The organism is Halomonas cibimaris (assembly GCF_055379665.1).
In genome coordinates this window covers 1,905,453-1,928,452 of record NZ_AP043828.1, presented here as the reverse complement: position 1 = coordinate 1,928,452, position 23,000 = coordinate 1,905,453, and the positions used below count along the sequence as shown (strand labels likewise).

The 23,000-nt window shown below is 55.9% G+C and carries 18 protein-coding genes; 3 read left to right on the top strand and 15 right to left on the bottom strand.

Annotation, left to right across the window (positions count from 1 at the left end):
- Positions 1-236: 236 nt before the first annotated feature.
- Positions 237-1,733, top strand: coding sequence for a hypothetical protein (locus tag ACZ415_RS08920; protein WP_344702291.1), 1,497 nt, complete (start codon positions 237-239; stop codon positions 1,731-1,733).
- Between the two features lie 168 nt (positions 1,734-1,901).
- Here the strand turns inward: ACZ415_RS08920 and ACZ415_RS08915 are convergent, their stop codons facing one another.
- Positions 1,902-3,059: a hypothetical protein gene (locus ACZ415_RS08915; protein ID WP_344702293.1), complete on the bottom strand. Its 1,158-nt coding sequence runs from the start codon at positions 3,057-3,059 to the stop codon at positions 1,902-1,904.
- A gap of 1,622 nt (positions 3,060-4,681) precedes the next feature.
- Here ACZ415_RS08915 and ACZ415_RS08910 point away from each other — a divergent pair.
- A protein-coding gene (locus tag ACZ415_RS08910) for an IS630 family transposase (protein WP_464387722.1) occupies positions 4,682-5,694 on the top strand; the annotation gives its coding sequence in 2 pieces (ribosomal slippage) (positions 4,682-5,066 and positions 5,066-5,694; 1,014 coding nt in all).
- A 72-nt stretch (positions 5,695-5,766) separates the two neighbouring features.
- Here the strand turns inward: ACZ415_RS08910 and ACZ415_RS08905 are convergent.
- The 11 genes from ACZ415_RS08905 to ACZ415_RS08855 all read right to left on the bottom strand — a co-directional run bounded on the left by ACZ415_RS08905 (position 5,767) and on the right by ACZ415_RS08855 (position 16,007).
- Positions 5,767-6,960: a tyrosine-type recombinase/integrase gene (locus tag ACZ415_RS08905; RefSeq protein ID WP_344701735.1), complete on the bottom strand. Its 1,194-nt coding sequence runs from the start codon at positions 6,958-6,960 to the stop codon at positions 5,767-5,769.
- Positions 6,961-7,103: 143 nt separating this feature from the next.
- Positions 7,104-8,774 carry a hypothetical protein gene (locus ACZ415_RS08900; protein ID WP_344701737.1) on the bottom strand — a complete coding sequence of 557 codons (1,671 nt, stop codon included), beginning with the start codon at positions 8,772-8,774 and terminating at the stop codon, positions 7,104-7,106.
- A gap of 92 nt (positions 8,775-8,866) precedes the next feature.
- On the bottom strand, positions 8,867-9,580 hold the full coding sequence (locus ACZ415_RS08895; RefSeq protein WP_344701739.1) for a hypothetical protein: 714 nt from the start codon (positions 9,578-9,580) through the stop codon (positions 8,867-8,869).
- 339 nt (positions 9,581-9,919) lie between these two features.
- A complete protein-coding gene (locus ACZ415_RS08890; RefSeq protein WP_344701741.1) occupies positions 9,920-10,597 on the bottom strand; it encodes a recombinase family protein in 678 nt (225 codons plus the stop codon).
- 188 nt (positions 10,598-10,785) lie between these two features.
- Positions 10,786-11,241: a DUF2787 family protein gene (locus tag ACZ415_RS08885; RefSeq protein ID WP_344701743.1), complete on the bottom strand. Its 456-nt coding sequence runs from the start codon at positions 11,239-11,241 to the stop codon at positions 10,786-10,788.
- Between the two features lie 160 nt (positions 11,242-11,401).
- A complete protein-coding gene (locus ACZ415_RS08880; RefSeq protein WP_344701745.1) occupies positions 11,402-12,193 on the bottom strand; it encodes a lysozyme family protein in 792 nt (263 codons plus the stop codon).
- Positions 12,194-12,324: 131 nt separating this feature from the next.
- On the bottom strand, positions 12,325-12,636 hold the full coding sequence (locus ACZ415_RS08875; RefSeq protein ID WP_344701747.1) for a YkvA family protein: 312 nt from the start codon (positions 12,634-12,636) through the stop codon (positions 12,325-12,327).
- Positions 12,629-13,000 (bottom strand): hypothetical protein, encoded by a 372-nt coding sequence (locus tag ACZ415_RS08870; protein ID WP_344701749.1) that lies wholly within the window; start codon positions 12,998-13,000, stop codon positions 12,629-12,631. Before ACZ415_RS08870 ends, ACZ415_RS08875 begins: the two co-directional genes overlap by 8 nt.
- Before the next feature lie 213 nt (positions 13,001-13,213).
- Positions 13,214-14,176 (bottom strand): Rpn family recombination-promoting nuclease/putative transposase, encoded by a 963-nt coding sequence (locus ACZ415_RS08865; protein WP_464387721.1) that lies wholly within the window; start codon positions 14,174-14,176, stop codon positions 13,214-13,216.
- 186 nt (positions 14,177-14,362) lie between these two features.
- Positions 14,363-14,950 (bottom strand): hypothetical protein, encoded by a 588-nt coding sequence (locus tag ACZ415_RS08860; RefSeq protein ID WP_344703141.1) that lies wholly within the window; start codon positions 14,948-14,950, stop codon positions 14,363-14,365.
- 10 nt (positions 14,951-14,960) lie between these two features.
- Positions 14,961-16,007 carry an acylphosphatase gene (locus tag ACZ415_RS08855; protein WP_464387783.1) on the bottom strand — a complete coding sequence of 349 codons (1,047 nt, stop codon included), beginning with the start codon at positions 16,005-16,007 and terminating at the stop codon, positions 14,961-14,963.
- A gap of 177 nt (positions 16,008-16,184) precedes the next feature.
- Between ACZ415_RS08855 and ACZ415_RS08850 the strand changes: the two genes are divergently transcribed.
- A complete protein-coding gene (locus ACZ415_RS08850; protein ID WP_464387720.1) occupies positions 16,185-16,463 on the top strand; it encodes a hypothetical protein in 279 nt (92 codons plus the stop codon).
- Between the two features lie 208 nt (positions 16,464-16,671).
- On the opposite strand, the gene ACZ415_RS08845 is transcribed toward ACZ415_RS08850, so the two are convergent.
- The 3 genes from ACZ415_RS08845 to ACZ415_RS08835 form a co-directional block, all read right to left on the bottom strand.
- Positions 16,672-18,090, bottom strand: coding sequence for an IS1380 family transposase (locus tag ACZ415_RS08845; protein ID WP_464387719.1), 1,419 nt, complete (start codon positions 18,088-18,090; stop codon positions 16,672-16,674).
- A 38-nt stretch (positions 18,091-18,128) separates the two neighbouring features.
- Entirely contained in the window at positions 18,129-20,225 is a 2,097-nt protein-coding gene (locus tag ACZ415_RS08840) for a tetratricopeptide repeat protein (RefSeq protein WP_344703150.1), read from the bottom strand.
- A gap of 112 nt (positions 20,226-20,337) precedes the next feature.
- On the bottom strand, positions 20,338-21,909 hold the full coding sequence (locus tag ACZ415_RS08835) for a hypothetical protein (RefSeq protein WP_344703152.1): 1,572 nt from the start codon (positions 21,907-21,909) through the stop codon (positions 20,338-20,340).
- Positions 21,910-23,000: the final 1,091 nt, after the last annotated feature.

Below are 23,000 nucleotides of genomic sequence, written 5' to 3'. Positions count from 1 at the left end.
CTCCAACGGGGTCTTTAGCCACGGTTACAGCTTGCGATAAAGGTTGTCGATGGGTTGTGCGGTTGATGCGTGTAAAAAATCATTCTAAAACAGAACGTTGAGAAAAGATAACCAGTGACCTCACTGAAGGCCTGAACGCGCTGCTGGCCGCTCGTGACGGCAAGGAAACCTACCTGGAAAACGCTCGCAGCAACGAGACGCTTCAGGACAACCAGAACATCGACGCTGATTCTGACGTGGGTGCTGTTGAAACCGCTATCGGTGACGAGTACACCGCTGCGGCAAGCAACGCGTCTGGCCTTGGTCAGCTGGTCGACGTGAGCAACTTCGGCAAGCGCTCCGACGCTGTTCAGAACGCGGCTATCGAAGAAGCAGTAACCGAAGCCGAGAAAGACGTGTCCAACGCCAAGGATGCAGTGGCACAGGTTGACGGTCTGGCGAAAGCGTCCAGCACCCTGTCTTCCGCACAGCAGGCGTACAAGGCAACGCTGGAAACGGCCAACGACGCTTTTGCTGAAGCGGCAGGCGAAGTGACTACTGGCTCTGGCAAGATTCCTGCTTCCGGCAGCGACCTGAATGGTCCGCTGAAGCTGGCCACTGCTTACGACAGCCTCGACGAGCTTACTGGTGCAGCGGATGCTGCCAAGACAGCTGGTAACTCTGTCACGCTGGTCGAAGACAGCACTGGTTCTGCCAAAGATGTTGTCGTCATCGACGAAAAAGGCAAGGTCAAAGCTGCTGACGGCATCAACGCGGATGACGTGACCAACATCGACGCGCTGGTAGCCGACCTGCAAGCGGCCTTCAACGCGGGTGTGGCGAAGGACAACTCGCTGAACGCCTACAACGTGGCCGCTAACGAAGTGCTGAACATCGAGAGCGAGCTGGTATTCACTGCAAGTGATGATTCGGTTATCGACGGTCAGCTGGTTGAAGGGCTTGATAGCGACGGCACGACCACTAAGCAGTATATCGAGAAGGGCGCGGCCGGCTCAGAAGAATACTTCGAGATCAGTAGCACCTCGCTGAACAGTGACGGCAATATTGTTCTGAAAGCCGCTGGTACAAAAGAAAAGACTGATCCGACCAATCTCAGCGATCAGGACATCACCGACGTCATCATCGACGAAGGCGTGTCTAGCAACACACTGGTGGAGGCTGACGGCGATCTGACTGCTAACTTCAAGGCCGGCGCTGACCTCAGCACTGGCGTAGTCGAAGCCGAGGACACCCTCGAAACGCTGAACAAGGCTATCGAGCGCTTTGAAAACGCGCGTGACCTGAAAGACGGCCTGGACGGCAAGGACGAAGCGATCAAGACTGCTTCTGACGCGCTGGACGAAGCCGGCTTTGACGTGGTTGATCTGGACGGTACAACCGCCGCCGCGACCAGCGACGACGACGTATTCCTGACCGTTGAAGGCCAGGATTCCGCGATCACCAACTTCGGTCTGCAAGGCGACGACCGCCTGTACGTCGGCAACGACTACACGCTGGTTGAGCTGGGCGCCAACGAGAGCATCAACAACCGTGTCGGCGATGCCAACGCGCTGGAAGTGTTCTACCAGGAGTCAGCCGGTAACCTGGAGCTGTTTGTTGAAGGCCAAGCCTTCGCAGGCAACGCGACCACTACCGAAGACGTTACCCAGATCACGCTGACCGGCGTTTCCGCTGACGACGTGAACTTCGAAGGCGGCTTCCTCAGCTCTACTGCTGCCGCTGACATTGCCTAAGCTCCTCTGAGCGATCCACGTTGAGGAGAGCTCGCGCTCCCTTATCGAGTGATAACCCCCGGCTTCGGCTGGGGGTTTTTGCGTGTGCCCAAACACAAAAAAGCCCGCCTCAAATGAGGCGGGCCTAGGGTCACTGAGCGAACTCAGCTAGCCAAAAGACACGGGGTCTTAGGCGATGTCGGCAGCAGTGCCGCCTACGATGTAGCCACCGTCAAACTGCAGGTCATCAACATTAACACCAGCCAGGGTGATTTCGTCGACTTCCTGAGTAGCAGCGTTGGAGCCAAAGTCCGCTGTTTCCAGCGTTATAGTGACGTCGTTGCCGTCTTGAGTGAAGAACACTTCCAGAGCGGAATCATCGCCATCAGTGTCGACGTCGCCTTCGTTGAAGGTGAAGTCGGTGCCGATGAAGAGACGATCTTCACCGTCGCTACCGAAGCCAGTGATGGTTTCGTCGCTGCCGCTTTCGTACAGGAACAGATCGTTGTCGTCGGTGCCTGCAGTACCGTCGGTCAGCTCGTAGCCCAGCTCAGAGATCGCTTCATCAGCGTCAGTGATGGCCTGGTCTTTAGCGTCGAGACCGTCGTTCAGCGCTTTGGCAGCGGTGTAGTCGGCAACCGCCTCGTTGAAGCTGACCAGCGCCTCTTGCTCTGTGATCAAAGCCAGTGAATCCGGGGCTTTGGTATTGATAACGTTAGACAGATCGACGTCTGCTGCTTCGCCGTCGGTCACAGCAGGTGCGGTGATGTTGGTAGAAGCGTCGGTTGAATCAGCTTCCGCGTTCATTACAGCTTCCGCCGCACTGTTGATCTTGTCTACCGCATTATCCTGAGTAACGTTGGTGTTGTACTCAGCTTTGGCAGTAGCGAAAAGCGCGTCGATGCCTTCCAGACCTTTGCCATCGGCGGTGATGACCAGATCGCCGTCGCTGTTTACTTTGATGTAAGTCGTAGCACCGCCATTAGTTTTGACGACAAAATCAGTTTTGTCCTGGTAGTCAGAAGTTACGGTTACATCGCCATTAACCTTACCAAATTTGGCCATTTCACCGAGGTTCTCTGCTTCTGCAGCATCGACCGCTTCAGCTGCGTTTTCCAGCGCAGTTTCGGCGTTTTGCAGCGCATTAACCTTGCTCAACAGACCTTTGGTCTTGTCTACCGTTGCGGTGAGATCAGCGATTTCTTTCTCGTAGTCAGAACGCTGATCAGAAATCATCGACTCGCGAACAGACTCAGATGCGCTCTTGAACGCGTAGCTTGTAGCCGCTGAGCCCTTAGCCATAGCATCTTCGACGCCCTTAGCGGCACCAGAAGCACCTTCCAGCACATCGTCGATGGCCGTTTCGATCTCGCCATCTGTCGGGTTAGCTACGTCGGCAGCATTAGCCGTCAGTGACGCTGCAACTGCATCTTCTTCAGCGGCATCGCTGAGGAAGTCAGACTTGTCAGCAACGGCAGACTGGTATGTCTCCAGAGCTTCAGTGAGGTCTGAGTGTGAGAGTCTTCAAAACTTTCCATAAGTCCACGTTTTCCCAATCCTTTTTAAACCCTGCCGGAGTGCCTTGCGAGTAACCGACCTATGACCGAAACTCACGATTTCAAAAAAGTGGTCTCTTTGATCATCCGGTAAAATGCCCCAACACCTTTCCCCACCGAACGACCGGTAACGTACCGAACGCCTACGTTCATAAACGGCGTGTTTATGGATATTCGAGGCCACATGCGTTAGCTCCGACACTTCGACATACCGGCATGGATTTTACAGCACTCTTACGCTGCCAATCTCTTTCACTGATGATAGCTGGATTGCGATGACGGCGAAATGCTCGGAAGGCTCAATATTTGAGTGCAGAAATGCCGTGATTAATAAAACCAACGTCACGACTCAAAGGGCAATTTTCAGGGCTTTCCGGCTATCTTTTGGGATCATCTATCAGGATATGTCGAGCATCAGAGACCGTATCCATCAGCTCACGTCGGGTACGTCGGGTACGTCGGGTCACTCTTCAATCCTTATACTCAACCACTGGAAATGTCTCTATACTTGACGCATCATTCTTACAGAATAATAAAGGACATAATACCGCTACGCGGGGATACATTATCTTCTTTCCCTGCGGTCATGACTATTCTTACTATTCTGGCTAACGCTATATAATAAGAGGAATGAAAAATATACTCAGGATAGCCATTAATAAATAGGGTGGTAATTAATAATACTGGATAACGGGTAATAATTAATGGTTGAATACAGAATGATGATTAATGAGCAATGGATAATGGATAATGGATAATGATTAAATATAGGATAAAAAAAGATCAACTATCCACCAACTTCGCTACGCGAGGGATAATCAATCTTTATCCCTTCGGTCTTGACTATCCTTTTATGATTCTGGCTAACGCATATACTTCAATTAGTGATGATAAAAAACACTTACATGATCCGTGATACCTCATCCTTTTATTATGCATACGAATAAAGAAATGATCGCAAAATACGCCTTCCAATGCCTTTTGCTCCCCTTTATTTCTTCCCATCATAATATCGGACTCGTAACAGGTCAGACGGGCATCAGCTGATTGATGGTCTCTGGCCCCCATCCCAGTGAAAGGGGGTGAGGCGACAGCCAATGGATCACTTTAAGGCTCTCCTTACACCCGACGTACCCGACATACCCGACGATAACTGCACCGGCCTTTCCATGATCACGTGAAGGCTATCCTTACACCCGACGTACCCGACATATCCGACGTATAGCTCTCCCGGCTCTGACCAGGATCACCGTGATACCTGACTCATAATGCGCGTTATTGCCCCGTTCATGGCATTTAAAAGGAGATGGAGACCAATAGTTTTATTTTTTCGAATGAACGCTGATAAGTGCCTGATCCAAAATATTCGTGCATAATGGGTGCCCAAATTTCTGACAAAAAGCGGACAGAATAATGGCAAGGCGCTTCGTCGAATCACTATCTGAATCTGAACTGCACACGCTGCTTTCTGCTTATCACCATGGTGAGAAGTGCGCTCTGCGCCGTCGTGCCCATGCTATTTTGCTGAGTGATCAGGGTCATACAATCAACCAAATCAGTGAGATACTGCAGGTTCGCCGTGATGCCGTATCCATATGGCTCAAGAAGTGGGAAGTGTCGGGCCTCGACGGGTTGATCGACAAGCCACGGAGTGGACGCACACCGGCCCTAGATGATGCGGACCATCAGCGGCTACAGGAGCTGGTCGCTGAGCAACCCCATCAGCTTCGCTCCTTGCATGCCCGCTTTCAGGAAGAAACGGGGAAAATTGTTAGCCTGATCACGCTTCGTAGAGCGCTAAAAAAAACGGTTTCAGCTTCAAACGGATCCGGCATTCGCTGAAGGAACGGCGCAACGAAACGGATTTCCGCAACACCCAAGGCCTCATCAAGGTACTTCAGCAATGGGAAGATCTCGGTGACCATGAGCTCTACTATTTTGATGAATCAGGCTTTTCACAGTCGTCGTCAGTCCCTTACGCCTGGAGCCCTGTCGGCGAACCATGTGAGATAACGGCCTACTCACATAGCCGAAGGCTGAACGTGCTGGGATTCCTCAGCCGAGCGGGGAAATTGGTTTATCACACGACGACTGAGTCGGTCACCACGCAAATTGTTATCGAGGCGTTCGATCAGTTTGTGGCGCAGAAAGATCCCGATACCTTTGCTGTCGTGGTGCTTGATAACGCCAGCATGCATCGCTCCAAGGCCTTCAGGCGGAAGATACTTGAGTGGATGTCGCATCGCGTGCACCTGGTTTACCTATCGGCTTACTCACCAGAGCTGAACTTGATTGAGATACTGTGGCGGCAAATGAAGTATGCATGGTTGCCGCTGGGAGCCTATCTCTCTTTTGATCGCCTCTGTGATGAGGTACACCGCCTACTTGGTGGTTATGGCACTGAATACGCGATTAATTTTGAATAAGCACTTATTGGGAGGATGAAACATCAAAAAAACATCCCCTACCGTCTGGCAGAGGATGCTGAAAACCCGTTATCAAGGAGCATCGACCGGGGTAAAGGCTATCTGCTCCAGTGCTGTTGAAGCAGCGTTGGACGCTTGCTGGAGCGTCTTCTGCGATAGATGGGCATAGCGCAACGTGACCTTGGGGCAGGAGTGCCCGAGGATCTTCTGGACTTCGTAGAGCGTACGACCACTATTGACCAGCATCGAGGCATACTGGTGGCGGCAGTCATGGATGCGAAACTCCGGGAGTCCTGCTTGCTGGCGTAGGCGGTGCCATACCCACGTAATCGTCGTCAGGGGCTTGCCCGTTTGTTGACTGATGAAGAGATGCTCATGGCCGCCACATTGCTGCCAAATATCGTCCAGCAGCTTGACGGCAACATCGTTCAGGGGGATCAGCCGCGTTTTCTTGCCCTTGGCGTTAGCAGCGGGAATACGCCACTGTCGGGCCGGGATATCAATGTCGTGCCAGCGGGCCTTCAGGGCTTCTCCCAGCCGGGCTCCAGTGGATAACAGCAACAGGATCACTTGGCAAACGACGCGATTATGGTCTGTATTCAGCACATGCAGCAGGCGATTCAGCTCATCCTGCGTCAAGTAGCGCTCCTTCTTGTTGTCGGCATTGAAATGCTTAACGCCTTTTACCGGATTATGCTCGGCGACATCCCACTGAATGGCCAGGTTGAAGATATAGCTCAGCAGCATTAACTGGCGATCACAGCTGGACGGGGCCAGCCCCTTTTCCCGGAGGGCCTGGTGGAACGTCACGACCTGCCGCCGCGTAATTTGATCCAACGGGCTGTCGCCAAACACCGGCAGCAGGTAGTTTTTCAGGAAGGAGACGTCGGTTTCCCAGGAGCGTTTGCGCACCTTCACGTAGGGCAGATAACGTTCCTCCACGAAGCGGGCGAACTCGGGCGTGGCCTTGCGCTTCTTCGTCTCGGCGCGTGGATCTTCCCCCAGCATGATACGGGCCTTCAGCTGCTTCGCCTTCTTGCGGCCTTGCGGGATCGTTAACTCAGCGGTCGTGCCCAGCTTGGCATACTGCGTCTTGCCGCGTTCGTTCTTGTAGCGAAGATACAGGGTGCCCACGTGGGGATTGGTGGCCCGCAGCTCCATCAGGAAGCCGGGGAATTGGGTATCACAGTACTCGATCTTGCGCTTGCCGTCGGGGCAGCGAAGCGTTTTGATCACGGATTGACTCAAGGCTATTTTCGGCATCATTCAGCTCCTTGGTTACTTTAGGCATGACGTCTCCGGATCGGCCCTTTTTTGGACCAATCTGGGGTACTTTTGAGGGAGATAGGCCACCCGCAGGTGGCCCAGTAGGTAAGATCGTGACGTTTCAGCACATCACGGGTAAGGCGCTATGCCGAGGCGTGGAGCAGCTGAGCATGGTAGGTGAGCGTCACATAGCGCTTTTGCGTGCGTTGGCGAACAACGTGAATACCGGCCCGCTGAAGCATTTCGTAAAGGTCGCTTCCCTGCTGCAGCCGTTTTCCCAGAGAGACGGCGTTGTGCGGGAGTGCCTGGGGAGAGACATAACGGGCCACCTCTGGCGCAAGCTCGTCCAGCGCTTCCAGCAGCTGCGTGGGTGTGCCTTCCCAGTGCCCATGCCTGACTTGCAGTAGCTGATCAACCAGGTAAGCCACGGGGTCGCTTTGTAACGTCGTCGCATAGGCGTGGCGTAAATTATCGGCGTATGCCTGCTCGACGGATGAGTCGGGTTCGACGGATGAGTCACTGTTAACGACTTCGCCCGTATCCGTATCCACTACGTCGTCGGCATGGGGTTGATCAGCGCCATGGGGAGCATCATCGGTATCGTCCTGGGCATCCGGCTCGCCATCGTCTTGTGCCTGCACCCGGTCAAAGGCGGCCAGCCAGCGGCAGAAATCCACCGCCCGTTCATTGATGTGTGGCCTGGCGTCAGGCCATTCCCGCATGATATCCACGCAGAGCCGCAGCAAACTCCCCATAATGCGTGATTCGTTATCATCCAGCCATGCGGTCATCTCGGATTCCGACTGGCGCTGATCCGGCGTTAGCGGATTGAAATGCAGATAGAGCGAGCGGCTGATCAAGTCGTGTTTCACAAACGGCTGCTTGAGGCCATTGAATACCAGCGTGCTTTGCAGCTGCGTGACCACGGAATCCCGATTCGTAAACAGCTTGCGATTGACCATAGCGCTGCCGGTAGCGACCTGACAGAAGCTGTCGCTTAGGCGCGAAGAGATACGCGATATGTTGTCGAATATCGGTACGTCGCATGCCAGCGAGCTAACCGCAATATCGTCAAAGCTATCCGGCATCCGCTGCACCCCGATCGCACTGGGGTCCAGAAAGCGCTGAATAATGTGCTGGCAAAACGAGGTCTTACCGCTCCCCTGTGGCCCCAGCAGCACAAGAAACACCCGCATCAGACGAGGGTCGCGCTCATGGGTCAGGTTATAGGTGAGCCAGGCGATAAAGAGCAACGCTTCTCCTTCTTCCAGCTGCGGCATCAACCCAATGAGCTCGCTCACCGCATCATGGGTATCCATGTTCGTGGGCGTCGGTAGCGCGAGCTGCCGATCAAAAGGCACCATGACCACACGTTCATCAGGGCAAGTCGTTGTGAGCTGCACGCCTTCATCCGGCGTCAGCACCGCATATTGTCCAGCGGCATTGCCCAGATCGATGATCACACGCCCGACGTGCGGAGACCCCTGGATACGTCGCATAACGCGGGTCATTAGCGCCTTGGGCTTCAGCTTGAACGCATTGTCGTGGCACCACTGCCGCACCTTATCCGGCGTGGCGTCAATCCCCTGATCATCCAGTTGGAGAGCCAACGTCTCGCAAAAGGCCAGCTGATCCAGCGGGAAGGCGCGACCATCGGCTTGCCGGGCATACAGCTGGCGAGCCGCCTGATCGTTCACGATGGTATAGTCCTGCTCCAGCAGCTCGGGAAGCGCCGTATTGAGCTCTTCTTTTTGCGATGGACGACGCTTGGGCTTTGGCTGTACTACCGGCTTGCCATGAGATTTATGAGTCATTTTTATTACCTGCTAAAAGTGAGAGACGACATCCCCTTGAGCACGCCGAAGGGCATGCCGCCATAAAAGAGAAATAGAAAGAGCGTGGCGGTTTAGCGACGCATCGATGCCGTTAACACTTCACGGGCTCGCGAGCACCAAAACGAGGGTGACTCACCGGCAGCGTAGCTACAGGCCACCAACCAGCGCATCAGCTCAGGATGCGTCGGATGTTCCAGGGGCAGCAGCGGAAGGATGCGCAAGGCTTCCTCGGCATAGGGCTGTGTTTCCGTGAGCAAGCCAGCCAGCGGATCGATAACCCGGTCGTGAGACAGGCACTCCGGGGCATAAAACGGCGTCAGCAGGCACGCAGGACGATGCCAACCTTGCTCGGGCGTCACGCACCAGGGGCCGTCGGGAAGCAGCATGGCAACGCCATTGCCGTGATAGGAAGAAACGCCATAGGCGGGCACGGTATGCCGCTGATGGGTACGGGCCTTCTCGACCGCGCCAATGAGCCACTGGGTCTGGCACATGGCGTTCGATGTACCTAGCTGGGCTGTCAGGCAAAAGCGCAGCCAATCGGAGAGCGCATGGGCACCATCCTGGGGGTAAAAAGGCTGAGCAAATACACAGGCCCAGTTCTCGTCATAGTAACAAAGCAACGGCTGGCCGCTCTGCTCGTCCAGCCTGATTGACAGATGCGTCTGGTACGACGGGTCATTGGCGGCAATGCGAGCTTGCTTTAACGCTGAAGGCTGTTGGCGAAATGGCCTCACCAGCCAGAACAGAACTGATAACTGAACAACTTTACTTAGTGCTAACATAAAAACCTACCTTACATATTCGATGATGGATCACTTTGCAGGGCCGCGAGTCGACTTCAGTAAATACGCCTCCTCACACCACGACTTTCATGGCGTGCTTTGCTTGGCCTGCGGAAGCAAGCCTCATGGACTCGCCGCAAGAAAGCAAACTCACCTAAATACTGGAAAAAATGCAGGTGCGCGGCGACATTCAGTTTATAAAGGGTACTTTTAAACTATCTAATATTGAAATAGGCTATTAAAAATACCGCATAACAAAGGGTTATGAAAAAGCACCTATAGCTATATTCTATTGATTTTACGCTTTCTAAGGCACTACAGCACCGGTCCGACACCACTTCACCCTCGCCTGAGCCGACTTATAGTAGCGCTGGTGAACAGTCTGCCCTGGTAGGTGGTCAAGCCGCGCTGATTCAGGATGCGGGCCACGTCGCTGCCCCTCTCGATGCCTTCCTGCTCTTCCAGATGCTGTATTAGGCGCTGCATCCGCAGCTTCCAGTCACTTTGGCGCAGAGTGCGCTGCTGATTCGCCTTACCGGTGTCCTGGTGGCGAATATCGTTCAGCCGGGGGTTACCAAGCACCTTGCCGCGCTCTCGGGCCGCGTTCAGAGCCAGTCGGGTACGTTGGCTAATCATATTGGCTTCGTGCTGGGCCATTGCCGCCAACACATGGATGGTAAGCTGATCCACGTCGGGCAGATCGCACAGCGTGAAGCGGATACCACGGCGCTGCAGCCCGGTGATAAAGTGAAGGTCACGGCTGAGTCGATCCAGCTTGGCGACGAGCAATGTCGCATGAGCCAACTCGGCATAGTCGGCGGCTTGGTGGAACTGGGGGCGATTGGCGTTCTTGCCGGATTCAATTTCCTGAAACTCGGCGATGACCTCTCCCCCGTATTGGGCCAGATATTCCTGGACGGCCTGGCGCTGAGCCGTGAGACCCAATCCTGATCGGGACTGCTGCTGAGTGCTAACGCGGTAATACGCAACAAACCGCCGGGGCATGGAAACAGGCATAGTGCCTCCTTTTCGTCAGTTATTTATCGAATCAAAGGATATCTTTACGCAATCAATCAAGGCGCATAAAAAGCGCCTTTATGGTGGCTATCCCGAGAAGAAAACAATTTGCCATACGGCACCCGAAGGCACCGCATGGAAGATGGACGTTGCATTAAGTCAATGAGCTAAAGTCGTTAGGGTATGGATCAGGTTTCCCAGACGACATCCACGTCATAAACACCGTTGGCGTAATAGCTGAGAAAGTTGTTGATATAAAGATCGAAGAAGTCTCCGACTCTGGAAAGAGCAATGGGCGGTAAGTGGCGCATCTTGCATAGCTCAACGCTGAACTCGAAGTCGACCTCGGTTAGCAGAACGTGGCGACCATCCACGGGGGTATAGCTGAAGTCAGTAATATACCCCAGTCGAAAGCTATTCTTTTCCACATGGCCCAATCGTATTTCCACAGGATGATAACCACCGGCCAGTGGATCATAGTGGGGATCACGGAATACAATCGTCATGGCCAATACCTGAGCCCCTTCAGGTTCCGGCGGTGACTGGTGATACGCCGTTTGAATCTCCCTGAGTAAAAGTTCGATCAATGCCGGCGGCAACGGTAAAGCGTTATCGGTGGTTTGAATGGTGGGCGTGAAAGACATGACAGTCTCCTTGATAAACGGGACCAGCTATTAGTGGCTGATCGTGGATGGCATAAACAAAAACGGCATAGCCCCAAAGTGAGCTATGCCGAATCCTGCATTTCGCTAAACGAACGTTTAGTGTGATGAAAAATCCCGGCCGTTACGGGTCAGGAAAGCATTACCCTTCGTGAGTGCTGGCGGATGCGTTTTCGGGGCTTTCTGCTGCCTTTTCCAGGGGCGTTTCAGTCACACCTTTGGCGGTATGCTGACTCCCGGATACCGTAGTCGTGTCGGCATCTTCCACCTGAGCCAGATTGGCTTCCCGGCGCTTCTTCTGCTCGGCCAGGCGTTGCTGTTTGATGGCATCCTTGCGGGCTTTTTCCTTGGCGACGTGATCGGTGAGGTCATGGCCTTCCTTGATAGCGGTTTGCATCGCCTTCCAGATAGCTTCCCTCCGACTGGCGGGGCTCAATATCAAAGGCTGCTTGTCATCGGCCACCAGCAGCCCTTCGGCCTTGAGCGCGGCACCCAGAAAGCCATGGTTGTTGGCCCCCTTCCGCTCGAACAGGTCTCGAAAGATAATCGCCTTGAACGGCACCATCTGCTGGTCAACGATCTCGATCACCTGAGCCAGCGAAATCCATTCATTGCTGAAATAGCCGCTGGACTGGTTCACGGTAACTCGGCACCAGATCGCCTCAGCCAACGTGGCTTCCTCCTTGGCGATATCCGCTTTCAATAACGCATCGGCTTGATCACGGGTGACGCCAACTTCATAGGTCAGGTGACCTTTGCCTCGGGGACTGAGCTTGGGCGTATCGGCCTGCTTGAGAATACGGATAGCAGAAAGCGTATCGGCTTCCGTTGTGGCGGACGTATCAACCTCGACCGTACCGGACGCCTGTAGCTCAGCGGCGTTGGTCGTATCCGTCCTGGGGGATGCGGGGGCTTTTACCTTGGTCTTGGCCATGAGATAAATCCTTGCGTAGTGATGGCCCGCAGCACTGCCGGAAAGGATCTGCCAGAAAGAGCTTATTTCCGGGGCGTTGCGAGCATGGAAGAGAAAATCAAAGGTGGGATCGGTAGCGATCGTTTTATGCCTCAGCGGGCAGCTTTATGGCGCATGTCCGTGGTGATGTAGGGCTCCAGCAGGCCCAGCGTGGCGGTAATCACACCGACGTCATCCACGTAGCCGACGATGGGAATCGTGTCGGGAATAGCGTCCAACGGGCAGATCAAATAGCCCAGCGCTCCCACGACGCTGGCTTTCAATGCGACGGGTACGACGGGACTCTTGAGCAGGTAGTAGAGCAATTTGGCTCGGTAGCTCAGCTCCTTGTACGTGGTAGGCAGGTGGTAGATCTTTCGCCAGAAGCCCTTTTGCGAGAAGTGCTTGCTATAGCGCTTAGTCATGGGCCTGTCGTCCCAGCGCCTTCAAAGTCGGGCAGTGCGAATCCCTGGGGAATAGCAGGTAGGTACCGCCGCCATCGTCCTGGGTCACGGATAGCAGCAATACGTGCTGGTCGGGCGTGTTGATCAATATCTCCGGCAGGTGGATCAGCTGGAAGCGCTTGACGCGATCCATGCCGGGAATATCGTCGAAGCGATCAGCGGCGTTCAGGACATGCAGTCGAGTGCCGGTGCTGGCCCAAACGTCGTGAGCCGTATTGGGATCATCGCCGAAAGGCAGCGTCATTAAGTGATGGATAAGAAAGTCGTGCAGCGTGGGGGAAAGTACCAGCATGCTTAGCCGGCACGGGGAATCAAGCGTGGTCATATCAACTCCTTCAACGGGTGGTCAAAGGAATAATATGTGCTTGTGAAGCGGGGTTAAGACGGCGGGGATGCCATGCGCGGGGGAGGTAATACGGCAGGCATGGGAAGATCACTGCCGGAACATAGGAACGCAGAAAAACGGCCCTACTGATGCAAAAAAGCCATGCCCCACTCAAGGGACATGGCTCGTTATAGATCGCTTAAAGAGGGTCAATCAGTCGTTGAACACGGCTTCCAGGCTATCCGCTGTCAAAATGTTTTCTATCCATTTTTTGAGCTGATCATTACTGGCGGCGGAAATACGCTGCTCGGCCCAGTCTGGCACGCCATTAAACTTCAAGGTGATCAGGCTGCGCAGGCTAATCGCCATGCCGCGCGTTTCGCCTTCGGCTTGCTCTCGCTTGGCCCAGCTTTCCAGATTGTCTGCCAACATATCTCGATCCTCCATCAAACTTCTCAGCTCATCCACATTGACCCTGGCACCCAGCCATTTCAAATGGCGCTTGAACCACGCGGTGATAATCCGGTCCATGCGTTCCTTTTGCGGGTGCGCCCGGATACTCGCCAGCATCCGATCAACGGCCTTTTGTAGCGCTTCATGGCCTACCTTGGCGTTTTCCACCCCGAACACACCGCTTAACGGGCTATTGCGTTCGGCCAGTTCTTCATCGCTATAGCTACGTTCTTCTACCAGATAATAGCGCAAATGCGGCTGAAAGGCGCGCAGGAAGCTCGGCGGCTTGGGGCTTACCATCTCGTAGACATCTTCCGCCGCTGTCCAGGGCTGGTTGCCATTATAAAGCACGATCGGGAATACCGGCGGGAACCCTTTCTTGGCCGTGGTGACGCCGTTTTTGATCAGATGGTCATGGAAGCTGGCGACGTAGTGCATCATCCGCAGCGGCATGCGTAAATCCACTTTGGACTGAAACTCCAACAGGATATACAGGTAGACCCGCTGGGTAATGCCTTCCCACGTGGCATTCACGGACCAGACCACGTCCTCGATCTTTTCTTCGTAGAGCGGCGTAATGTAGTGGCCGTTGTGCTGCTCCAGCGTGGAGAAGTCCATCAACGCGGCAATCTCGCTCGGTGCAAAGCCCTCGATCAGCTGCTCGACAAATTCAGGGTGGCTAAAGAGCTCTTTGTACCCGGTATCGTGGTGGTTGGTGGCCATGCGTGCTCCTGTGCAATAACTTCTAGTCTAGCACATCACGGCAACACCCACGGAAAAGCCCCTTTCTCGGGGCGTTTAGGCCGCTTATCCCGGCGGTGAGCAGGATAACCTTCACGGCGGGCTTCCGAGCGGAATAATGGCCTTCCTTGGCCTTTGACATCGCAGCTCTGTCCCTCTCGCTACCTTTTACTCTGAATGGGACACCAGCGCCGCCTGGGCCGCCTCTCGCTGAGGATGGTGTTGGTCTTCGTCATCCGGCCGGCGATAGAGGCGTTGCAAGAGCGCTTTGAGCCCCTTGTGCAGTACCCAGTACAACGGAGCTGCCGGCAGCATCAGCGGTGCATAGCTGTAGAAAAAATAGCCGCCCACACGGGGGTTGATGTGGACCCATACCTGCATCCCGGTCAGTGCGATGGTGCTGACGACCACCAACGGGACGCCGTATATCACCCAGCCGTTCTCGACGAGGTTCAGCCCTTTATCCGGGAAGTAAAGCGTGTCGCTGCCGCTGAGCCAGGCGTACCCGAAGGCGCGGGCCAGTTCATGGTTGCGGTATCCCCGTTGGGCCAATGCCTTCAAGGGCGGGCTGGCTTTTTCCCGCTGATACCCGTCGGGCAAGTCCTGCCCCACGATTCTTTCCACATCCGACAGGAAGCGCGTGATATCCCCCCTGGCGCTGTCCACCAACAGTGCCTGGGTGGTGGTTTCCTGTTGCCACGTCGCCAGCTCCGGCAACGTGTCCAGCGCCACTGATTTCCAGCGTGTGTTCGCCATGAGCTTTCCCCTAAGCCGTCACGGGGGTATCCAGGATCTTGATGCCTTGTGGAACGTCACCGTCCCATGCATCTACCTGCACATCGGCCACACGTGCGGATTCCGGCCCCTGCCGACATTGCGTGACCAGATGGTCAATGGCTTCCGGCTGGCCATGCACCACGGCATCCACTCCGCCATCGGGCAGGTTGCGGATATGCGCCTTCAGGGCGTGACATGTTGCTTGCTGTGCCAGCCATTGCCGATACCCCACGCCTTGAACGTGACCGGTAATGTGAAGCCAGCGACTCTCGGGCGTCAGCGTTTGCGCCGGCAGCGGTGTCCAGATATCCAGCAGGGCCGCCATCACGTCGCGGGGTTGATCAATCCCCCGGTAAAACCGGGACAGATCAGGCTGTATTTCAAGGGATTTGATGCCCCAGGCTTGCGTCTCGGGGCTTTGGCGTACATCCCTGACCACCAGCACTACGGTGGCGTGGCCCGGACGGTATAGCGCGTGCATGGCTCGTGCGCCGATGTCGACGATGCCCTGATGAAGGTGCTCGGTAACGTCAATACGCTGTGACGCATGTTCGACGTACGCGGCCAGTACGTGCTGGTTGCCAAGTAGCAGTGTGACTTCCTGCCCTTTTTTGGGGGCCTTGCGGGCAATATCCGCGTGTTTGAGTCGTTCGCCCAGCCAAGCACTATCACGCTGCACCTGTCGGCTTTCCAGCGGCGTGCGTGACGTCAGGCCCTGTGTCCAGATCAGGGCCGCAGGATCACCCAGCAATAGCGTATCGGGCTTCAGGCGATGAAAGGGCCAGTTACGTTCGCCAGCCAGCTGTTGGAGACGATCTTCTATCGTCAACGTATCGGATAACGGAACGCAACGCGGTGCCGGTGTCAGACAGCCCGGCTCGGGGTTAACCGGCATGGCCTGATGGTGGAAAGCATGCTCGATCAAGCGGCTGGCGACTTCGGTGGGGACGCCATACCGGGGAAAATGAAACTGGGCACTGATAGCCGGCGTGGACGCGTTGATTTCGGTCATCCAAAAGCGCTGCTGGTCGGTCATGTCTTCCACAAACACATCCACACCGCATACGGCGCTGGGGAACAGGTTTGCGGCCTGCCGGCAGGCGTCTATCAAGGCCGGTGACAGCTGTCCAGGACTTAGCGCAATATACTCTGCCCCCTGATTCGCCATATGAGAGTCGCCCAGCGTCACCCATTCACCGGATGCGGGAATATCATGACGACTTCTGCCGTGACGCACCAACGCGGGCGTCTCCTGAATCAAGGCCTTTGCCGTGGCAGGATTGTAGGCACGCTCGATATTTTTCGCCTGTATCAGCTCATCGATCGTCTGCTGGCCATCCCCGATCACGAAAGCAGAAACGCGGGCTGTGGCCGCCACATACTCACCGCCAATGAAATACACCCGGATTTCTTCGCCCTGGATCATGTCTTCGATCAGGACGGTCTTGCCAATCTGAGTGGCTTTTTCCCGGCTTATTCACCGGAACGCTGATTGGGCATCCTGAAGCCCCGGGGAGCCGGTAGCTCGTCGCCGAACGCCGATTTCGAGACGGCATCGTCTTCCGGTGACGCTCTGTCCGGCTGTTATCGCCGTTATTCAGCCCCTTCCCTGCCTTGTCGTCGGTCATCCGGCCAGCCGGAACCGCCGGTCATCGACAGGACCGGCGTCTCACTCTCTTGCTTATGCGACCGCTGAGGCGTCAGCGCAACGCCGTCAGTTTTGGTAGCCCTTTCAGCAGAGTCGGCCACCATTTATCGGCTGCGGCGCCGAGGTGGACCGTGATACGTCGGGCGTGGAGGATCAGGGTGGCGGCCACCTTGAGGACCTGCTCTCGCATCCGGATCAGGCTCCAGCCCTGTCGGGTTTGCCGTTCCAGCACGCAACGCAGACCATGCAGCACCTGATAGGCGTAAAGGCTCAGCAGAAGACTCGCCTCGTTGCGATCCATCACGTTCTGCTCGGTAGAGGCGCCGCGATCCGTCGACGAGAGGTGGACATCCAGCGCCGACTTGACCTCGCCCATGTGCGCCTCGGCGCTGCCGCGCTTGCGGTACAGCGATAACACCTTTTCCGGCGGCCAGTGGTACCGACTCAGGTTGGTCACCAGGAAAAAAGCGTGGAGCAACAGGTCATCGGGGCGTTCCTGAACCACCAGCACGACGCGCCGTGGCGCGGGCCAGCTGTCGGCCCGGTATTCAAGGTCATGGCACCATTCCCGGGGCTGGTCCGGGGGTCGGCCGGGCGGCCGCTTGAGATACGGCGCCGCCAGCGTCTGAAGGGTGTTGTTGCTGCGCAGCCGGCCCAGGTACGCGATATCACGCTCTTCCATGGCCAGCAGCGTATCGTTGCCGGTAAACCCGGCATCGATACGCACTGTCACTGTCGCACCGGTGCCTTCATTGAGGCGCCGTACCAGGTGAGGGATCCAGGTATCGGCGTTCTCGGCAGGGCCCGCGTTACCCTCGCGCAGCAGGCCGCCGACCATGTCACCGGTTTCGGCCAGCGAGGCCACCAGCGGCGAATAAATGCGTGTGCCGTACAGCCCGTGAAAGGCCGACCCGCCCTGACGACCATGGACCTCGATCGGCAGGCCGTCGATGTCCAGCGTCAGGTTATCGGGCTGCTCGCCGTGGTTCAGCGATGCCAGGCGCCAGATCGCCAGGCGCAACAGGCCTTCATGCACGGTATCGATGTTGTCATGACTCCCAAGGCACGCCAGCAGCCGCGACAGCGTCGCCTGCGACGGACGGTCCTGTGCCAGAGGCGTCATTCCGCGTGCATCGCTGCACGCCAGCTGCCAGAGCGGATCGTGACGCAGCGTGTCGGTATCGTCCAGGTCGATCCACCCCATGGCGCGCTGCAACACGACGGTTCGCAGCTGGCTGGCCAGGGAATGACGAATACGCAGTGGATCACGCCGGTCGACCAGGCTTTCTTCCAGCGCCTGGATAACACCGCTGTTGTCGAGGGCTTCACGCAGCAGCAAGGCGCCGCTGTCGCTGGTGGTGCGGTGGCCGCTTAGCTCGGCCCGAACAGAACCATTGCAGGAAGGCGTCCACGACGATAATCTTTCACCCATGGCGAGAGGTCCTCTTGAATCAAGTTCTGGCTGGAACATCCTGATTCTACAAGAGAAACCCCTCGCCATCTTTATTTTCAAGCCAGCCTCATGAATAAGCCGGGTTTTTGCCAGGCAGCCCGGAAAGCATCGGGAGAGCTAACGTGAACGGATACGCCCCGCGAGGCAAAGCCGTTGATGGGCTTGACGACCTGGGGCACCGTACAGGCCGCAAAGTAGCGATACGCGGCATCGATGTCGTTAAAGGCACGACCGGTGGGGGTGGGGAGCCCTTGCCGCGTGAACAGCGCCTTGAGAACGGCTTTGTCACCGTCCAGAAGATGCGTGGCCAACGGAATACGCGGGGCGTTGATATAAAACAGGGTTTGCTGCTGGCCCTGGGTCAACGTCAGCATCCGGCCGGGATGACGTGTCACCTGAATACCCTGCTCGCGGGCCGTATGCTCCAGCAGCGCTTCATCGATGTAATGGCGCGTATCGAAGAACGCTGAGTCACTGAAGTCGTTGGCGTCACCCAGACGTTCCGCCAGCCATGCCTGGTTGGCAGCACCGTGATGCGGTAGTGCTTGTTTGGGGTGGCACTCCACGTCTGTCGGAATGACAAACTGAGGCGCTTGCCCCTTCGGCAGGACATACGCCCAGGGATCCACGTCGCCGGTTTCCACAAAATACTGATGGGCCGCCTGAGTAATACGGTTCCACGCCTGCTGTACGTGATCCCCTTCGGGCAGCTGATTGACCCAGTTACGCATGGCCGGGTTGATCTCGAACACCACCAGTTCACCCTTGTGCGCCGGGTCGGTGGACGGGGCAAAGTCCACGCCGTTATACCCCATGCCCATGTCTCGCATGGCGGCTTCCAGCGCTTGCCACTGTGCCTTTCCCAGATGCTCGACAGGGTTCTCGCAGAAGTCACGCTCTTCGTCGAGCAACCACCGATTATCATGCATGAACGGGTCGGCCAGCTTATGGTGGACGTTGTAATGGTCCGCCGTATAAATATGCGCCGGGTAGAGGGTATTCCCCACCATAAAGGCGCGGAACTTGGGGTATAGGCGGGTCTCGGGCAGCCGCTCGTCGATGTAGCTGACGTCGTGATACTGAATCACGTAGGCCGTCTGCGGCTCCTTGGCAAGTTTTTCATCCAGCTCGGTGAAGTCGTGGCTGTCCAGGTCATCGACCTTGTGCATGAACTTGCCGCCCTGGTAACCAGCGAGGCGGATGATCACCGGCAGCTCGAAGCCGTGGTCTTTGATGGCCTGCTCGACGATGGCGCGGGCCGATGCCTGGGTGTTTTCGACCTTGACGCTCTTGGGCAGGATGACGTCAGGGTTGTCCTTGAAGCGCTGGTAGTTCCCCTCCCGGCTGGCGGCGAGCACAGCCCTGGGTTCGTTGATCACCGGCAGGTCGATACGGTCGCATACCTTCTGCGCCAGATGCAGCGCATGCTCGCAGCGCTCGGGGTCGGTGATGGAGTTGTATATCACATCCGCCGCAGGCAGTTTGCGCAGTAGCTCCGGCTGCTGGTCGAGGGTATCGACGTGGAAGCGGATCACGGTGATATGGTCGCTGTCCAGCAGACCGGCGAGGTTGTTGTGGCCTTCCGTGGTCTGGATGCCGAAGGTCTTGCGGTTGATGCCCAGCGAGCCGCTGGCCTGGGTGAATAGGGCGAGCACGGTGAGCTTGGTTTCCACTTTGGCCTCGCGCACGGAAAACGCCTTGCTGCGAATGGCCTTTTTGGCCCAGTACTGGCTTTGCTCGTCATGGCCCATGTTGCCGTAGAGGGCAGCCAGATAGCGGCGCGGGGCGTCGTGGTTGGGGCGCAGCTGTACGGCGCGGTGCATCATGGCGGTGGCCATGCGTTGACGACCGACCCGGGTAAGCCATCGGGCGAGCAGAAAACATGCCTCGGGTTCATCGGGCTGCTGGGTCACGGCCAGCTGCATCAGCTCGATGGCGCTGTCGTATTTATCGAACTCGGCAAGCACCCGCGCCTGAAGCATCAGCGCGTTGATGTGGAGCGGTTCGGCGCGCAAGGCGGCGGTCAAATGGCTGATCGCCTGGGCGTGCTGTTTCTGCTTGAGTGCGGCCAGTGCCTGCTGGTACAGCGCGTCGGCCTGCTGTTCGGTGGGGAGTCCGGTGCGGGACGGACGTGTGACGGGTAATTTGGCCATATAACCTTCCTGATAACGAAAACGGCACCTATCCATGAAAAAAGCCCCCAGCCGAGGCCGGGGGCTTTGATGCTACAAGCCACTTACCGCGTGGCTTAATCGACCGTCAGTCTTAGGCGATGGTGATGAAACCATCAGCGTTCAGGCTCAGGTCGTCGGCATTCACGCCCGTCAGGGTGACCTGGGTGATGTCGGCCAGGTTCTCGGCGTTGCCGGCGAAGGTTTCGTCCTCGAAGGACAGCACAACGTTGTTGCCGTCCTGCTGGGCGAAGACTTCCAGCACGCCAGCATCGCCTTCACGGTCAGCGGCCAGGTCGACGGAGGCATCGATGGCAGCCAGCGTGAAGTCGGTGCCGATAAACAGCTGATCGTCGCCTTCCAGACCGAAGCCGCCTACGGTGGATTCTTCGCCGTTGAACAGGAACAGATCGTTCTCGGCAGTCGCCGTTACGCCACCGTCGAGAGAGACCGGCAGTTCGAGGTCATTGTCCTCGAAGTACTGCTGGGCTTCTTCCAGGTCAGCGGTAGCCGCGTTGAAGTCGTCCTGAGCTGCGTTCAGGTCGGCCAGGTTGCTATCTGCTTCGGTCTTGGCTTCTTCGGCATCAGCAACGTCTGATTTCTGACCGTCACGGGCGGCTTGCAGGGCTTCGGCAGCGGCCAGCAGACCACCGGTTTCAGTGCCCTCGAATGCGTTGTCGGCATCCTCGGACTTCTCGGCCAGCTCATCGCGGCTTTCCAGCTTGTCGATCACGGACTGGATACCGGCGACGTCAGTGCCATCGCCCAGAGCGTAAGTGCCTTCGTACTCTTCGGTGTCAGCGTCGTACTCGCCGAACAGGTCAAGCAGTGCTGCAGCATCGCTTGCTTGAGCTTCGTCTTCTTTGGCCAGCACGAAGTTAGCGGCGGTAAGCAGATCGCCGATGGTAGTAGCTGTGTTAGTTTCAGCACCATCAGCGGCATCAAAGCTGGACAGATCGACACCGACACCATCACCGGCAACTTCCGTGCTCAGAGCACCACCGTTGTCGACGAAGTCGGAGATGGCGGTACGCAGCTCGGTCAGCAGCTCAACGTTGGTACCGTTGGCGCTAACGTCGGCGTTCAGGGCAGACTCGGCGTTAGCCGCTGCGATCTGGAGGCCCTTGGCGGTGAAGGTATCCGTTGCTGCTGCATCAACCTGAGCGCCATCGGCAAGGGCAGCACCGTCGACATCACCATCGGCAGTAGTAACTACGTACTGCGCCTTGTCAGCGTTAACCGCTTTCTGGGCTTCAGTAACCGCCTTGGCGATGTTGGCGTCGGTCAGGTTGTCAGTACCCTTGATGCCCAGGTCAAATTCCTGGTTAGCAGCACCATCCTCACCGTTGGAATCAACAGCGTCGGCGAAATCGGTGGAGTCGAGGCCGTCGACTACTGCGGTAGCCTGAGTGCTCAGATTGCCTTCAAATGCGCCATCCACTTCAGTGGCATCGCCAAACTCAACGGCACGTGACGCCAGCAGTTCAGCGGTTTCGCTGTTGATGTCGGCTTCCGCCGCCGCGATCGCGTCTTCGGCTTCGGTGATTTCCTGCTTCAGCTGATCTTCGTCGAACTGCTCAACGAAGGTGTCGAGGGCATCGCCTTCCAGCGGCGTTTCTTCGCCCGCGTTCACGGTTTCAGCGGCAGAGGCCAGCGCAGCGGTCACGCCGGCTTCGGCGGTTGCCAGGTTGGTCAGCGCTTCAGTGAGGTCTGAGTGTGAGAGTCTTCAAAACCTTCCATAAGTCCACGTTTTCCCAATCCTTTTTAAACGCTGCCGGAGTGCCTTGCGAGTAACCGACCCATGACCGAAACTCACGATTTCAAAAAAGTGGTCTCTTTGATCATCCGGTAAAATGCCCCAACACCTTTCCCCACCGAACGACCGGTAACGTACCGAACGCCTACGTTCATAAACGGCGTGTTTATGGATATTCGAGGCCACATGCGTTAGCTCCGACACTTCGACATACCGGCATGGATTTTACAGCACTCTTACGCTGCCAATCTCTTTCACTGATGATAGCTGGATGGCGATGACGGCGAAATGCTCGGAAGGCTCAATATTTGAGTGCAGAAATGCCGTGATTAATAAAACCAACGTCACGACTCAAAGGGCAATTTTCAGGGCTTTCCGGCTATCTTTTGGGATCACCTATCAGGATATACCGAGCATCAGAGACCGTATCCGTCAGCTCACGTCGAGTACGTCGGGTACGTCGGGTCACTCTTCAATCCTTATACTCAAGCACTGGAAATGTCTCTATACTTGACGCATCATTCTTACAGGATAATAAAGGACATAATACCGCTACGCGGGGATACATTATCTTCTTTCCCTGCGGTCATGACCATTCTTACTATTCTGGCTAACGCTATATAATAAGAGGAATAAAAAATATACTCAGGATAGCCATTAATAGATAGAGTGATAATCACCAATACTGGATAATGGGTAATAATTAAAGGTTGAATACAGAATGCATGAATGATGATCTGTGATATATGATTGATTAAATATAGGATAAAAAATCAACTATCCACCAACTTCGCTACGCGAGGGATAACTAATCTTTTATCCCTTCGGTCTTGACTACCCTTTCATTATTCTGGCTAACGCATATATTTCAATGAATGATGATAAAAAATACTGCCATGATCCGTGATACCTCATCCTTTTATTATGCATACGAATAAAGAAATGATCGCAAAATACGCCTTCCAATGCCTTTTGCTCCCCTTTATTTCTTCCCATCATAA

Excerpts from the sequence above, each read along its gene's own strand:
- ACZ415_RS08905 (WP_344701735.1), bottom strand. The coding sequence starts at position 6,960 with ATGATGCCGAAAATAGCCTTGAGTCAATCCGTGATCAAAACGCTTCGC.
- ACZ415_RS08900 (WP_344701737.1), bottom strand. The coding sequence starts at position 8,774 with ATGACTCATAAATCTCATGGCAAGCCGGTAGTACAGCCAAAGCCCAAG.
- ACZ415_RS08895 (WP_344701739.1), bottom strand. The coding sequence starts at position 9,580 with ATGTTAGCACTAAGTAAAGTTGTTCAGTTATCAGTTCTGTTCTGGCTG.
- ACZ415_RS08890 (WP_344701741.1), bottom strand. The coding sequence starts at position 10,597 with ATGCCTGTTTCCATGCCCCGGCGGTTTGTTGCGTATTACCGCGTTAGC.
- ACZ415_RS08885 (WP_344701743.1), bottom strand. The coding sequence starts at position 11,241 with ATGTCTTTCACGCCCACCATTCAAACCACCGATAACGCTTTACCGTTG.
- ACZ415_RS08880 (WP_344701745.1), bottom strand. The coding sequence starts at position 12,193 with ATGGCCAAGACCAAGGTAAAAGCCCCCGCATCCCCCAGGACGGATACG.
- ACZ415_RS08875 (WP_344701747.1), bottom strand. The coding sequence starts at position 12,636 with ATGACTAAGCGCTATAGCAAGCACTTCTCGCAAAAGGGCTTCTGGCGA.
- ACZ415_RS08870 (WP_344701749.1), bottom strand. The coding sequence starts at position 13,000 with ATGACCACGCTTGATTCCCCGTGCCGGCTAAGCATGCTGGTACTTTCC.
- ACZ415_RS08865 (WP_464387721.1), bottom strand. The coding sequence starts at position 14,176 with ATGGCCACCAACCACCACGATACCGGGTACAAAGAGCTCTTTAGCCAC.
- ACZ415_RS08860 (WP_344703141.1), bottom strand. The coding sequence starts at position 14,950 with ATGGCGAACACACGCTGGAAATCAGTGGCGCTGGACACGTTGCCGGAG.
- ACZ415_RS08855 (WP_464387783.1), bottom strand. The coding sequence starts at position 16,007 with ATGACCGACCAGCAGCGCTTTTGGATGACCGAAATCAACGCGTCCACG.
- ACZ415_RS08850 (WP_464387720.1), top strand. The coding sequence starts at position 16,185 with ATGACGACTTCTGCCGTGACGCACCAACGCGGGCGTCTCCTGAATCAA.
- ACZ415_RS08845 (WP_464387719.1), bottom strand. The coding sequence starts at position 18,090 with ATGTTCCAGCCAGAACTTGATTCAAGAGGACCTCTCGCCATGGGTGAA.
- ACZ415_RS08840 (WP_344703150.1), bottom strand. The coding sequence starts at position 20,225 with ATGGCCAAATTACCCGTCACACGTCCGTCCCGCACCGGACTCCCCACC.